This is a genomic window from Paracoccus sp. N5, assembly GCF_000371965.1.
GTDB lineage: Bacteria > Pseudomonadota > Alphaproteobacteria > Rhodobacterales > Rhodobacteraceae > Paracoccus.
In genome coordinates this window covers 776,933-790,833 of the sequence record NZ_AQUO01000002.1, presented here as the reverse complement: position 1 = coordinate 790,833, position 13,901 = coordinate 776,933, and the positions used below count along the sequence as shown (strand labels likewise).

Sequence of the window (13,901 nt, the reverse complement as noted above, 5' to 3'; positions counted from 1 at the left end):
GGTCCCGCAGCGCGGGCAGGCGACCGCGCTGGTTCGCCTGGCACGGGCAAGGGGCGGGCGGTCAGAACAGACCGACGACCTCGCGCGCGCCGTTCAGCCCGATCGCCTCGGCCGCGGGCTGCCGGGGCAGTCCGGGCATGGTCATGATCTCGCCGCAGATGACGACGACGAAGCCGGCGCCGGCGGCCAGCCGCACCTCGCGGACCGGCACGGAATGGCCCTCGGGCGCGCCGCGCCGATCCGGGTCGGTGGTGAAGCTGTACTGGGTCTTGGCCATGCAGATCGGCAGGTGGCCATAGCCCTGGTCCTCCCATTCCTTCAGCTGGTTGCGGATCGCGGTATCGGCCAGCACCGCGTCGGCATAATAGATGCGCTTGGCGATGGTCTCGATCTTGGCGAAGAGCGACAGGTCGTCGGGATAGAGCGGGGCGAATTCCGCGCCGCCCGCCTCGGCGATCTGCACGACCTTCTGCGCCAGATCGACCGCGCCTTCCGAGCCCTCGGCCCAGTGCCTGCACAGGATCGCCTCGACCCCGCGCGCCCTGGCATAGTCCTGCAACGCGCGAATTTCGGCCTCGGTATCGCCGGCGAAATGGTTGACCGCGACGACCACCGGCACGCCGAAGGATTTCATGTTGGCGATATGGCGGCCCAGATTGGCGCAGCCCTTGCGCAGCGCCTCGACATTCTCGGCCGCGAGCTCCGCCTTGGCGACGCCACCGTTCATCTTCAGCGCGCGCACCGTGGCGACGATCACCGCCACGTCCGGCTTCAGCCCGGCCTTGCGGCATTTGATGTCGAAGAATTTCTCGGCCCCCAGGTCGGCGCCGAAGCCGGCCTCGGTCACCACGTAATCGGCCAGTTTCAGCGCCGTGGTGGTGGCGATCACCGAATTGCAGCCATGGGCGATATTGGCGAAGGGGCCGCCATGCACGAAGGCCGGGTTGTGCTCCAGCGTCTGCACCAGGTTGGGCTGCATCGCGTCCCTCAGCAGCACGGCCATCGCGCCGTCCGCCTTGATGTCGCGGCAATAGACCGGCGTCCTGTCGCGCCGATAGGCGACGATCATGTCGCCCAGCCGCCGCCCCAGGTCGTCGAGATCGGTCGCCAGGCACAGGATCGCCATCACCTCCGAGGCGACGGTGATGTCGAAGCCGGTCTCGCGCGGGAAACCGTTGGTCACGCCGCCCAGCGAGCAGGTGATCTGGCGCAGGGCGCGGTCGTTCATGTCCAGCACCCGGCGCCAGACCACGCGGCGCAGGTCGATCTGCTGCTCGTTCCCCCAATAGATATGGTTGTCGATCATCGCCGACAGCAGGTTGTGGGCGCTGGTGATGGCGTGGAAATCGCCGGTGAAATGCAGGTTCATGTCCTCCATCGGGATCACCTGCGCATAGCCGCCGCCCGCCGCGCCGCCCTTCATGCCGAAATTCGGCCCGAGGCTGGCCTCGCGGATGCAGATGCAGGCGCGCTTGCCGATGCGGTTCAGCGCGTCGCCCAGGCCGACCGTGGTGGTGGTCTTGCCCTCGCCGGCCGGGGTCGGGTTGATCGCCGTGACCAGCACCAGCTTGCCCGAGGGCCGGTCGGCCAGCCCGTCGATGAACTGCCGGCTGATCTTGGCCTTGTCGTGGCCATAGGGCAGCATGTCCTCGACCGCGATGCCGAGCTTTGCCGCGACGTCCCGGATCGGCAGCTTGGCCGCCTCCGAGGCGATTTCCGAGTCGCTCTTGTATGCCATGATGATGTTCTTGGTGCTGAAGGTTGTGCCTAAACGATCACCCGCCGGCCGGCTTCACCCGCCGGCCCGGTCGATTCCGTCCGATGTCAGAGATCTGTGCGGCGCGATGCGCGCGGCGGTACGAGGCGCCGCGGAGCCGGCCGCGATGCAGCTCACACCCCTGGACAGGGTCGCGCTTTGAGGCAGGCCGCGGCCCGCCGGGCAATTGGCGCCGCTGGCTGCGGCCGTGCCGGCATGCTGGAATGACGCATCATTTCCTCCCTTCCCCTGACGGCCGGTGCCCGCACGAAGCGTTCCGACGATGCTCCCCAAGTGCAGGAACGCCATATTGGCTCTGGCTGTCAATGTTTTATTGATTTATATCAGTATGTTGGTTGGCAACATTGTCCGCCTGCCGCGACGCGGCCGCCCAATATGTGGACATTCTGGCCATGGAGCAGGCGGGTTGGACGGTCAAACTGGTACATTCTGTCCAAATGAGCCCTTTTCGGTCGGCGCGATCGACCCGCCGTTTCATCCCGGCAAATGGGTCTGGGCTGCTCGGAAACGGCGAATCGGTTACGACATGCGGAAAGAGTCGGGTCATCGCGCCGCGGCGCTCGGGCTCGGAGTCCAAGAACGGTCCGGCATGAAACCTCTTGAAGCTCTAGTTGCTAGAGCCCCTAGATTTCCGAATCGATGGAGTTACGCGGCCCCGGCAAAGGCCGGGCAGGAGAGACGGCGATGGATCAGACGACACGGCGCGAATGGACGGTCAGCGGCATGGATTGTGCCGCCTGCACCCTGAAGGTGACCCGGGCCGTGGAACGCCTGCCCGGCGTCAGCGGCGTCAGCGTCGCGCTGATGGCCGAGCGGCTGAGCCTGGATCTCGCCCCCGCCGGCTCGGCCGATGCGGTCGAGGAAACCGTGCGCAAGCTTGGCTATCGCATCGCGCCGCGCGGCACCGAGGCGCCGCGACACGGGCAGGGCGCGCAGGAAAGCTGCTGCAATGGCCACGGCCACGACCACGGCGCGCCGCAGCTCGGGACCGGCCATGGCCACAGCCACGACGCCCCGGCCGAGCGCGGCCTGCCCTGGTATCGCACCGGCAAGGGCCGGCTGGTGATCCTGACCGGCGCGCTCCTGGCGCTGGCCTGGGCGGTCGAGCTGCTGAGCTCGGCCCGCATCGGCGCCTGGGCCTTTCTCGCCGCCTGCCTGATCGGCGTCGCCCCGGTCGCGGCCCGCGCCTTCCAGGCGCTGCGCATGGGCCAGCCCTTCACCATCGAAGGCCTGATGACCATCGCCGCCGTCGGCGCCCTGGTCATCGGCGCGGCCGAAGAGGCGGCGCTGGTCGTCTTCCTGTTCGCGGTCGGGGAACTGCTCGAAGGCGTCGCCGCCGGCAAGGCCCGCGACGGCATCCGCGCCCTGGGCGCGCTGGTGCCCAAGACCGCGCTGCTGGAGCAGGACGGCCGCACGCGCGAGGTGCCGGCCGAAACCCTGCGCATCGGCCAGGTCGTGCTGGTCCGGCCCGGCGACCGCATCCCTGCCGATGGCGAGATCGTCGAGGGCAGCAGCGGCATCGACGAAAGCCCGGTCACCGGCGAAAGCGTGCCGGTGACGCGCGGGCCGGGCGAGGCGGTCTTCGCCGGGGCCATCAACACCGAAGCCGCCCTGCGCCTGCGCGTCGGGCGCGAGGCGGCCGACAACACCATCGCCCGCATCATCCGCCTGGTCGAAGAGGCCGAGGAGGCCCGCGCCCCGACCGAGCGTTTCATCGACCGCTTCAGCCGCTGGTACATGCCGGCGATCGTCGCCCTGGCCGCGCTGGTCATGCTGCTGCCGCCGCTGGTCCTGGGCCAGGACTGGGGCACCTGGGTTTATCGCGGCCTGGCGCTGCTGTTGATCGGCTGCCCCTGCGCGCTGGTGATCTCGGTCCCGGCCTCGATCGCCTCGGCGCTGTCGGCGGGGGCGCGCAAGGGCCTGCTGATGAAGGGCGGGGCGGTGATCGAGGCGGCGGCCGGGGTCAGCCGCGTCGCCTTCGACAAGACCGGCACACTGACCCATGGCAAGCCGCAGGTCACCGACCTGCTGCCCGGCCCTGGCGTTTCGGAGGCCGAGCTGCTGGCGGTCGCGGCCGGGGTCGAGGCGGGATCAAACCACCCGCTGGCGCGGGCGATCCTGGCGCGGGCCGAGGCCGCCGGTATCGCCCCGCCGCCGGCCACCGAGGCCCGCGCGCTGCCCGGCAAGGGTGCCGAGGCGCGGGTCGGGGGCAGCCTGGCCTGGGTGGCCTCGCCCCGCCACGCGCATGCGGCGGGCGGTATCGCGCCCGGCCATGCCGACCGGGCCGCCGCCCTGGAATCGCAGGGCAAGACCGTGGTCGCGGTGTTCCGCGAGGCCGCGCCCCTGGGCCTGATCGCGCTGCGCGACGAGCCGCGCGCCGATGCCGCCGCGGCCATGGCGCAGCTGCGCGCCCTGGGCATCGCGCCCCTGATGCTGACCGGCGACAACCCCCGCACCGCCGAGGCCATCGCCGGCCAGCTGGGCATCGACTTCCGCGCCGAGATGCTGCCCGAGGACAAGCTCGCCGCCATCCGCAGCCTGCAGGCGGAGGCGGGCGTGATGATGATCGGCGACGGCATCAACGACGCCCCGGCGCTGAAACAGGCCGGTGTCGGCATCGCCATGGGCTCGGGCACCGACGTGGCGCTGGAAACCGCCGATGCGGCGATCCTGCGCGACCGGGTCGAGGACGTGCCGGCGCTGATCCGGCTGGCGCGGGCGGCCATGGGCAACATCCGCCAGAACGTCGGCATCGCGCTGGGGCTGAAGGCGGTGTTCCTGGTCACCTCGATCCTGGGCATCACCGGGCTCTGGATCGCCATCCTGGCCGATACCGGGGCGACGGTGCTGGTGACGCTGAACGCCCTTCGCCTGCTGCGCTTCGATCCGACGCGGCAGGGCTGATCCCGGTCCCCGGGGCGCTGCGTGACGCCGCCCGATCGGCAGCATCTCGGCTTGCCCGGGACCGGATCGGCCACTATCCGGCTTTCCCGAACCGCCAGCATGCCGGCGGGCGGGCCGTGGAAATCGGCCACGGCGATCGCCCGCCAGCGCAGCCCCTTCATCTGCGCCATTTCGACATGAGGCAGGCCAGCAGGTTGACGATGGCGGCGCGCGTCATGCGCATCATAGGCGCCACCGCGCCATGCGCGAACTGGTCGAGGACGGCATCACCGAGCGCAAGCGCAAGGCCGACACGAACGGCAGATTTTCTGGGAAGGCCGGCCGATCACCTTCGTGCGCATGGTCTATCGCTGCGGTAGCCGGCCGATCCCCCGGCATTGGTCCCGAGGGACGATGTTGCCGTAGTGGGCTCGTTCATGGTGCCGAAGCGCGGCAGACATCTCGCTGAAGCCGGATCTGCCGCAGAGACAGCACCTTGCCATGGCCGGCCAGCGCGCCGGGCAGGCATCGCGGGCTTGGCAAGCGGGCAGGGGTCTCGTCCGGCCCGATAGAAAGAACCGCACCGATGCCCGACCGCAAGTCTGCAAGGCCTGTCACCATCCCGCCAAGGCTTGGACGCGGCGCGGCCAAGGTCAACGCCCCCCGGCTGCTGCGGCTGCCTGCGAGCCGTTCCCACGACACCAACGATCGGATGCTGCTGTTCATGGATGCGGCCGACATCGTCGCGCGCGGCCTTGCCGACGGCCGGCGGGTGGCTCTGGACACGATCAGCTGCGACGGGCTGCTGCGGCGGATCGCGGGGCTGGCGGTCGTCCCTGCCGATGCCGCGCGGTTTTGTCGCGGGATAATATCGGAACCGAATCCGCCTCTGCCGCTTGATACATGGACCGGATCAGCGGCACGCCCGCCGCGAAATCCATTCCCGTTCGCATCGCCACCTGATCCCCCGGAGGGGCAGCCATGCTTGAACATCTGGATGCCGTCGTCCTGGCCCGTGTGCAATTCGCCTTCACGGTCTCGTTCCACTTCGTCTTCCCGGCCTTCTCGATCGGGCTGGCGAGCTATCTGATGGTGCTCGAGGCGCTGTGGCTGCGCACGGGCAAGGGCGTCTATGCCAACCTGTTCCGCTATTGGCTGAAGATCTTTTCGGTGGCGTTCGGCATGGGCGTCGTGTCGGGCGTGGTGATGTCCTATCAGTTCGGCACCAACTGGTCGGTGTTTTCGGAAAAGGCCGGGCCGGTGATCGGCCCGCTGATGGCCTATGAGGTGATGACGGCGTTCTTCCTCGAGGCGGGGTTCCTGGGCGTGATGCTGTTCGGGATGAACAAGGTCGGCAAGGGGCTGCATTTCCTGGCCACCTGCATGGTCGCGCTGGGGACGCTGATCTCGGCCACCTGGATCCTGGCGGCGAACAGCTGGATGCAGACCCCGGCGGGGCATCTGGTCACCGAGCAGGGGCAATTCGTGCCGGGACCGTCCTGGTGGGCCATCGTCTTTACCGCAAGTTTCCCTTACCGGCTGGTGCATACGGTCATCGCCGCCTATCTGACCACGGCGCTGGCGGTGGGGGCGGTCGGGGCCTGGCACCTGCTGCGCGACCGCGCCAATCCCGGCGCGCGCAAGATGTTCTCGATGGCGATGTGGATGGCGGCCATCGTCGCGCCGATCCAGGTCCTGGTCGGCGACGCGCATGGGCTGAACACGCTGGAGCACCAGCCCGCCAAGATCCTGGCCATCGAGGGCCATTACGAGCCCAGCCCCGAGGGCGCATCGCTGATCCTGTTCGGCATGCCCGACAGCGAGGCCGCGCGCGTCGATTACGCCATCGAGGTGCCGAAGCTCGGCTCGCTGATCCTGAAGCACGATCCGGACGCCGCCCTGCCGGGGCTGAGCGATTTCCCGCGCGAGGACTGGCCGCCCGTGGCCATCGTCTTCTGGTCCTTCCGCATCATGGTCGGCCTGGGCTTCGCCATGCTGGGACTGGGGCTCTGGAGCCTGTTCGCGCGCTGGCGCGGCGGGCTTTTCGACTGGCGCTGGCTGCACCGGGCGGCGCTGGTCATGGGGCCTGCGGGCTTCGTCGCGGTGATCGCGGGCTGGGTCACCACCGAGGTCGGCCGCCAGCCCTTCACCGTCTATGGCCTGCTGCGCACAGCCGAGTCGCATTCGCCGCTGGCCGCGCCCGCCGTCGCGACCTCGCTGATCGCCTTCGTCGTGGTCTATTTCTTCGCCTTCGGGGCGGGGATCTATTACCTGCTGCGCCTGATGGCCAAGCCGCCGCAGCCGGACGAGGCCGAGCCACCGCCCCAGCCGCAGCGCGCCGCCGGGATCACGCCCGCGCCCGCCACCGCCAGCAAGGAGCGTTGACATGGAAAGCATCGACCTGACCGTCGTCTGGGCGCTGATCATCGGCTTTGCCGTCTTCGCCTATGTGGTCATGGACGGGTTCGACCTGGGCATCGGCATCCTGTTCCCGACGCTGAAGGTCGGCCCGGAGCGCGACCAGGCGATGAATTCCATCGCGCCGGTCTGGGACGGCAACGAGACCTGGCTGGTGCTGGGCGGCGGCGGGCTGATGGCGGCCTTTCCGCTGGCCTATGCCATCATCCTGCCCGCCACCTATCCGCTGATGATCGCCATGCTGCTGGGCCTGATCTTTCGCGGCGTCGCCTTCGAGTTCCGCTGGCGCGATCCCCGCCACCGCGCCTTCTGGGACCTGGCCTTCAACGTCGGCTCGGTGGTGGCGGCGCTGTCGCAGGGCATCGCGCTCGGCGCCATCCTGCAGGGCATCCGGGTCCGGGAAGGCGCCTATGCCGGGGGCTGGCTGGACTGGCTCAGCCCGTTCAGCCTGCTGACCGGGGTGGCGCTGCTGACGGGCTATGCGGCGCTTGGCGCGGCCTGGCTCAACTGGAAGACCGAGGGCGGCGCCCAGAGCCATGCCCGGCGCATGGTGCATCTGCTTGTCCCGGCCATGATCGCCATGCTGATCGCGGTCAGCGCCGCGACGCCCTTCCTGAATTACGACTACTGGCGGCGCTGGTTCGACTTCCCGGGCGTGCTGCTGACGGCGCAGGTGCCGCTGCTGGTGGCGATCTGCGCCTTCGTGCTGCTGCGCAGCCTGGCTGCCGGGGCCGAGCGGCTGCCCTTCCTGATGCTCCTTGCCCTGTTCCTGCTGTGCTTCGTCGGGCTGGGCATCAGCATCTTTCCCTATGCGGTGCCGCGCTCGGTGACGATCTGGGCCGCCGCCGCGCCGCCGCGCAGCCAGTCCTTCATGCTGGCCGGCGCCGTGTTCATCATCCCGATCATCCTGGCCTACACCGGCTGGGCCTATTGGGTGTTCCGCGGCAAGGTCGGAACGCACGGCTACCATTGATGGCGGGCGAGGCCCCGCTGTGGAAGCGGCTGGCCTGGATGGCCGCGATCTGGACCGCCAGCGTCCTGGCCCTCGGCCTTGTGGCCATGGCCATCCGCTGGGTGCTCGCACCGTGAGTTTGCGCACCACGACGCGCCGAACCCACGAGGAGGAGCCAGTGGCGACCGAAATATGCCGGATCCGCGGAGCCCCCCCGCAGCCTGTCATGTGACCGTCATGCAGGACGGCGAACGCAAGCAGACGGACATCTGCGAAGAGGCGCGGCATGGGGCGACGCGAGTGCTCCGGCCGGGCCGTCACGACCGATGCGGTCGGTGATGTGCGGACAGTTCGGCGAGCAAGCCGAGGCCATGCTGCAGAAGCCGATCGAGCGCATGAGCCTTGCGCGCTTCTTCGGCCCTGCGCGATGGTCGTCTCGACCGGAAGCCTGCTCACCGGAATGCGCGGTCGGTGCTGCTGATGCCTCAACTTCATTCACCGCAGGTCCGGCCCGGCGACGGAGCCCACATCGAGCCCCGCAGTCCTGGCGAGCCTATTGCATCGGCCGGTCTCCGATCTGGCTCCAACGCTACAATTGGCACAGGCCGCACCGCAGCTTAAACTCAAAAACACCAATCAGTCGCCTCAGCCGAACAGGGGACACCCTATTGAGGCTCCACCCCTAGCCCTTGCGCATCGCGGCGATCAGGTCGTGGAAACGGTCGCCCTGGACGATGACATGGTCGCGCAGGGCGGTGGCGGCGGCTTGGGCGTCGCCGGCGCGGATATGCGCGACCACCGCGTCATGTTCGGCGAACGAACGCGCCATGCGGTTCCTGACCTTCAGCTGCATGCGCCGGTAGGGTTGCAGCATGGCATGCAGCCGCGACGCCTCGCGCTCGAGAAAGGCGTTGTGGGTCGCGCGATAGATGCAATGGTGGAAATCCGAATTGCGGGCGTAATAGGCCTCGACCTCGCCGGCCTCGGCATGGCGGCGGCAGTCCCGGTGGACCTGCTCCAGCGCGGCCAGCTCGGCCTCGGTGATGCGGCGGGCGGCCAGGCGGCCGCAGCTCGCCTCGACCTCGGCCATGACCTCGAAGCGCTCGGCCAGCTCGCTCGGCGTCCATTCGGTGACGAAGGTGCCGCGCTTGGGCACGACCCGCACCAGGCCCGAGGCCTGAAGCTGGTGCAGCGCCTCGCGGATCGGGGTGCGCGAGACCTCGAATTCGCGCTCCAGCGCCTCGGGATCGAGCCGCGCGCCGGGCAGATAGACGCCTTCGACGATGGCATTCTCCAGCGCGTTGCGGATGCGGAGCGTGTTCGGAATCGCGGCCATGGTCCCCCCTTTGTGCAAGAATAGGGAGCCGGCAAAGATTTATCCATGGCCAAGTCTGTTATATACAACAACCCAAGGCCGGATGTATAACACCGGGAAGGGATTCGCGGGCTTGGGAGGGCTCGCCCAAGGATGCAAGGAGGAGGAGCCGCGCATGACCCCCTATCTGATTTCGATCTATGCCCTGGTCGCCATGTTCGTCGTCGCGACGATCTGGCCGATCAACATGGGCGTGCTGGCCTTTGTCGGCGCCTTCCTGGTCGGCACGCTGATGGCCGGCCAGACCACCAAGGACATCATCGCCGGCTTTCCGGGCGGGCTGTTCCTGACGCTGGTGGGCATCACCTGGCTGTTCGCGCTGGCGCAGAACAACGGCACCATCGACTGGCTGGTGCGCATGGCGGTGCGCGCGGTCAAGGGGCGCATCGCGGCGATTCCGTGGATCATGTTCGGCATCTCGGCCGTGCTGACGGCGGTGGGTGCGGTCAGCCCCGGCGCCGTCGCCATCGTCGCGCCCATCGCGCTGGGTTTCGCCTTTCGCTACCAGATCTCGCCGCTGCTGATGGGCCTGATGGTGGTGCATGGCGCCCAGGCCGGGGGCTTTTCGCCGATCAGCATCTATGGCGGCATCACCAATGGCGTGGTGCAGAAGGCCGGCCTGCCGCTCAGCGAGATGACCACCTTTGCCGCCAGCTTCCTGGTCAATGCGGCGGTGGCGCTGATCCTTTTCGCGGTCTTGGGCGGGCGCAAGCTGATGGCGGCGCGCGACAGCGTCGAGCCGGTCACCGTGCCGCATGTCGAGATCGCCCGCCCCGCCACCGGTCCGCAGATCTTTGGCGATAGCGAGGCCGAGGCGCTGAGCCGGCGCATCGGCGAGGAAGGCGGCGGCACGTCGAACCGGCTGGTCGCCGAAGCCGAGGAGGCCGACCAGCCCGACGGCACCCCCTATCAGATCGCCACGCTGGCCGGGCTGGTGGCGCTGGCGGTGCTGGTCCTGGCCTTCAACCTCGACATCGGCTTCGTCGCGCTGACCATCGGCCTGGCGCTGGCGCTTTGGGCACCGACGATGCAGAAACGCGCCATGGCCCAGGTCGCCTGGCCGGAAATCATGCTGATCACCGGGGTTTCGACCTATGTCGCGGTGCTGGAACACATGGGCACCATCGATTATGTCGGCGAAAGCGTGGCGGGCATGGCCTCGCCCATGCTGGCGGCCCTGATGCTGTTCTTCATCGGCGCGGTGGTCTCGGCCTTCGCCTCATCCACGGCGGTGCTCGGCTCGCTGATCCCGCTGGCCGTGCCGTTCCTGCAGGCAGGGACCGGCGTCGGCGCCATCGGCTTCATCGCCGGCATGGCGGTCGCTTCGACCATCGTCGACGTCAGCCCGTTCTCGACCAATGGCGCGCTGGTGCTGGCCAATGCGCGCGGCGTCGACCGGCAGGGGTTCTTCCGCCAGCTGCTGGGCTATGGCGCGCTTGTCACCGTGCTTGCGCCGGTGGTGCTTTGGATGATCTTTGTCCTGCTGCCGGGCTGAGCCCGGCGGCCCTGTCGAACGGAGGCCCGTGACATGACACCCTCGACCCGCCGCGCCCCACCACGCCCGGCCTTCCTTTCCGAGCTGTTCGAGTCGCTGACCGACCGCACCCGGCGGCTGCTGGGCCGGCGGGACGGCGGGGCGGTGCCGGAAGCGCCCGAGCTTTCCGAACTGGCCGAGGCGCTGTTGTCGCGGCGCGGCGAGGCTTCGGGCGTGGCGCTGGCGCAGGGGCTGCTCGACGCCTTCCAGCGCGCCGATCCGGCCGAGCGGCTGGCCTTCCTGGTCACCCTGGCCGAGCGCTTCGGCCCCGATGCCGAGGCCGTGGCCCGGGCGCTCGACACCCTGCAACGCGACCCGGCTGCCGTCGAGGTGCTGCACATCGCCAGCGAGCCCCGGCGGCAGGAGCTGCTGCGGCGGCTGAACCTCGCCCCCGGCGGCACGGCGGCATTGGTGCGGATGCGCGAGGAATTGCTGCGCCATCTCAAGGACACGCCCGCCCTGCGCCGAGTCGATGCGGATTTCGCGCATCTCTTCGCCAGCTGGTTCAACCGCGGCTTCCTGGGCCTGCGCCACATCGACTGGGACACGCCGGCGAGCATCCTGGAAAAGATCATTCGCTACGAGGCGGTGCATGCGATCCAGAACTGGGACGACCTGCGCAACCGCCTGCAGCCGACCGACCGGCGCTGCTATGGCTTCTTTCACCCGCAGCTGGTCGATGAGCCGCTGATCTTCGTCGAGGTGGCGCTGACGCGCGAGATCCCCGGCCATGTCGCGGGGCTGCTGGACCTAGATCGCAAGCCCATCGCCGCAGAGCGCGCGGATACGGCGGTGTTCTATTCGATCTCGAACACCCAGCGCGGGCTCGCTGGGGTCAGCTTCGGCAATTTCCTGATTAAGCAGGTGGTCGAGGAGCTGAAGGCCGAACTGCCCGGCATCCGGACCTTCGTCACCCTGTCGCCGGTGCCGGGCTTTGCCGGCTGGCTGGCGGAACAGCGCGCCGACGCGAACTCCGAGCTGATCGACGCCGACCAGCGGCTGGCTTTCGCGGCGCTGGACCGGCCCGACTGGCACCTGGACCCGGCGCTGGCCGAGGCGCTGCGCGCGCCGCTGCTGGCCGCCGCTGCCAGCTATTTCTTGGCCGCCCGCGATGGCCGCGGCCGGGTGATCGACCCGGTCGCCCGCTTCCACCTCGGCAATGGCGCCCGGCTGGAGCGGCTGAACCACCTGGGCGATGTCTCGCAGAATGGGCTGCGGCAATCGCACGGGCTGATGGTTAACTATCTCTATGACCTCGAGCGCATCGAGGCCAATCACGAGGGCTATGCCGAGCGCGGCGATGTCGCCGCCTCGGCCGCGGTCGGCCGCGCCCTTGCCCAACCGAACGCCTGAAAGGACCGGCGCATGAGCGAGAACCTTTTCGACATCCTGGAGCGCGGCATCGCCGACCCCGAGGCCACCGCGATCGAAACCCCGGCCGGCGAGCGCATCCGCTACGCCGATCTGGTCGCCTGCACCGGGCGGATGGCCAATGCGCTGGTGTCGCTGGGCGTGGAGCCCGGCGACCGCGTTGCCGCGCAGGTGGAAAAATCGGTCGAGGCGATCGTGCTCTACCTTGCCACCGTGCGCGCAGGTGGTGTGTTCCTGCCGCTGAACACCGGCTACACCCCGGCCGAGATCGACTATTTCGTCGGCGATGCGCGTCCGCGCGTCTTCGTCTGCGATCCGGCGCGCGCCGATGCGCTGGCCCCCATCGCCGAAGCGGCGGGCGCCCGGTTGATGACGCTGGACAGCGACGGGCGGGGCTCGCTCGCCGATGCGGCGGATGCCGCCGTGTCGGAATTCGCCACCGTGCCGCGCAAGGCGGACGACCTTGCGGCGCTGCTCTATACCTCGGGGACGACCGGGCGGTCGAAGGGCGCGATGCTGACGCATGGCAACCTGGTCTCGAATACCCTGGCGCTGCGCGAGGCCTGGCATTATTCGGCCGAGGACGTGCTGATCCACGCGCTGCCGATCTTTCACACGCATGGGCTGTTCGTCGCGACCAATGTGACGCTGTTCTCGGGCGCCTCGATGATCTTCCTGCCCCGCTTCGACGTGGACCGCATCTTCGAGGCAATGACCCGCGCCACCGTGCTGATGGGCGTGCCGACCTTTTACGTGCGGCTGTTGCAGGACGACCGGCTGACGGCCGAGACTGCCAAGGGGATGCGGCTGTTCATCTCGGGCTCGGCGCCGCTTCTGGCCGAGACGCATCGCGAATGGCAGGCCCGGACCGGCCACGCGATCCTGGAACGCTACGGCATGACGGAAACCAACATGAATGCCTCGAACCCCTATGAGGGCGAGCGCATCGCCGGCACCGTCGGATTGCCACTGCCGGGAATCGAGATCATCGTCACCGATCCCGAGACCGGCGCCGAATTGCCACGAGACGAGATCGGCATGATCGAGGTGCGCGGCCCGAACGTGTTTTCAGGCTACTGGCAGATGCCGGAAAAGACCGCGGCCGAGTTGCGCGCGAACGGCTTCTTCATCACCGGCGACCTGGGCAAGATCGACCAGCGCGGCTATGTCCACATCGTCGGGCGCGGCAAGGATCTGATCATCACCGGCGGCTACAACGTCTATCCGAAGGAGATCGAGGCCGAGATCGATGCCCTGCCCGGGGTGACGGAAAGCGCAGTGATCGGCCTGCCGCACCGCGAATTCGGCGAGGGCGTCACCGCAGTTCTGGTCGGCCCGGCGCCGCCCTCGGAGCCCGAGGTGTTGGCGGCGCTGGAAGGCCGGCTTGCGCGCTTCAAGCTGCCCAAGCGCGTTGTCGTCGTCGACGAGCTGCCGCGCAACACCATGGGCAAGGTCCAGAAGAATCTGCTGCGCGAGAGGTTCAAGGATCTTTACGAATAAGGGGCGATACCGCCGATGCGCCGACATCACGGCTTTGACGCTGCTTTTGGGCGGCGTCATTCCTGCCCTGTCTCCGGCGCTCCTCTGCCGT

9 protein-coding genes and 1 pseudogene are annotated in these 13,901 nt (G+C 68.7%); 8 read left to right on the top strand and 2 right to left on the bottom strand.

Features of this window, described 5'->3' with window-relative positions; translation table 11 throughout:
• Positions 1-61 precede the first annotated feature (61 nt).
• Positions 62-1,738, bottom strand: coding sequence for a formate--tetrahydrofolate ligase (locus PARN5_RS0118150; RefSeq protein ID WP_018001195.1), 1,677 nt, complete (start codon positions 1,736-1,738; stop codon positions 62-64).
• Between the two features lie 723 nt (positions 1,739-2,461).
• On the opposite strand from PARN5_RS0118150, the gene PARN5_RS0118145 reads away from it, so the two are divergent.
• From PARN5_RS0118145 to PARN5_RS24370, 5 genes and pseudogenes are all read left to right on the top strand, one after another.
• Positions 2,462-4,681, top strand: a complete 2,220-nt coding sequence (locus tag PARN5_RS0118145) for a heavy metal translocating P-type ATPase (RefSeq protein ID WP_018001194.1) — start codon at positions 2,462-2,464, stop codon at positions 4,679-4,681.
• 960 nt (positions 4,682-5,641) lie between these two features.
• Entirely contained in the window at positions 5,642-7,045 is a 1,404-nt protein-coding gene (locus PARN5_RS0118140) for a cytochrome ubiquinol oxidase subunit I (RefSeq protein ID WP_018001193.1), read from the top strand.
• A gap of 1 nt (position 7,046) precedes the next feature.
• A complete protein-coding gene (gene cydB / locus PARN5_RS0118135) occupies positions 7,047-8,051 on the top strand; it encodes a cytochrome d ubiquinol oxidase subunit II (protein WP_018001192.1) in 1,005 nt (334 codons plus the stop codon).
• Complete coding sequence (locus tag PARN5_RS23700; protein ID WP_018001191.1) at positions 8,051-8,167, top strand: DUF2474 domain-containing protein; 117 nt, start codon at positions 8,051-8,053, stop codon at positions 8,165-8,167. Before cydB ends, PARN5_RS23700 begins: the two co-directional genes overlap by 1 nt.
• A gap of 435 nt (positions 8,168-8,602) precedes the next feature.
• Positions 8,603-8,716, top strand: a pseudogene (locus PARN5_RS24370) (IS481 family transposase); the annotation flags it as partial.
• On the opposite strand, the gene PARN5_RS0118125 reads toward PARN5_RS24370, so the two are convergent.
• A complete protein-coding gene (locus tag PARN5_RS0118125; protein WP_018001190.1) occupies positions 8,713-9,366 on the bottom strand; it encodes a GntR family transcriptional regulator in 654 nt (217 codons plus the stop codon). The pseudogene PARN5_RS24370 and the gene PARN5_RS0118125 sit on opposite strands and share 4 nt — an antisense overlap.
• A gap of 154 nt (positions 9,367-9,520) precedes the next feature.
• Here PARN5_RS0118125 and PARN5_RS0118120 point away from each other — a divergent pair, with 154 nt between their 5' ends.
• Genes PARN5_RS0118120 through PARN5_RS0118110 form a run of 3 tightly spaced genes read left to right on the top strand, consistent with a single transcriptional unit; the run spans position 9,521 to position 13,810 of the window.
• A complete protein-coding gene (locus PARN5_RS0118120) occupies positions 9,521-10,900 on the top strand; it encodes an SLC13 family permease (protein ID WP_018001189.1) in 1,380 nt (459 codons plus the stop codon).
• 33 nt (positions 10,901-10,933) lie between these two features.
• Positions 10,934-12,292, top strand: a complete 1,359-nt coding sequence (locus tag PARN5_RS0118115) for a malonyl-CoA decarboxylase (RefSeq protein WP_018001188.1) — start codon at positions 10,934-10,936, stop codon at positions 12,290-12,292.
• 12 nt (positions 12,293-12,304) lie between these two features.
• Complete coding sequence (locus PARN5_RS0118110; protein ID WP_018001187.1) at positions 12,305-13,810, top strand: malonyl-CoA synthase; 1,506 nt, start codon at positions 12,305-12,307, stop codon at positions 13,808-13,810.
• The last annotated feature ends 91 nt before the right edge of the window (positions 13,811-13,901 follow it).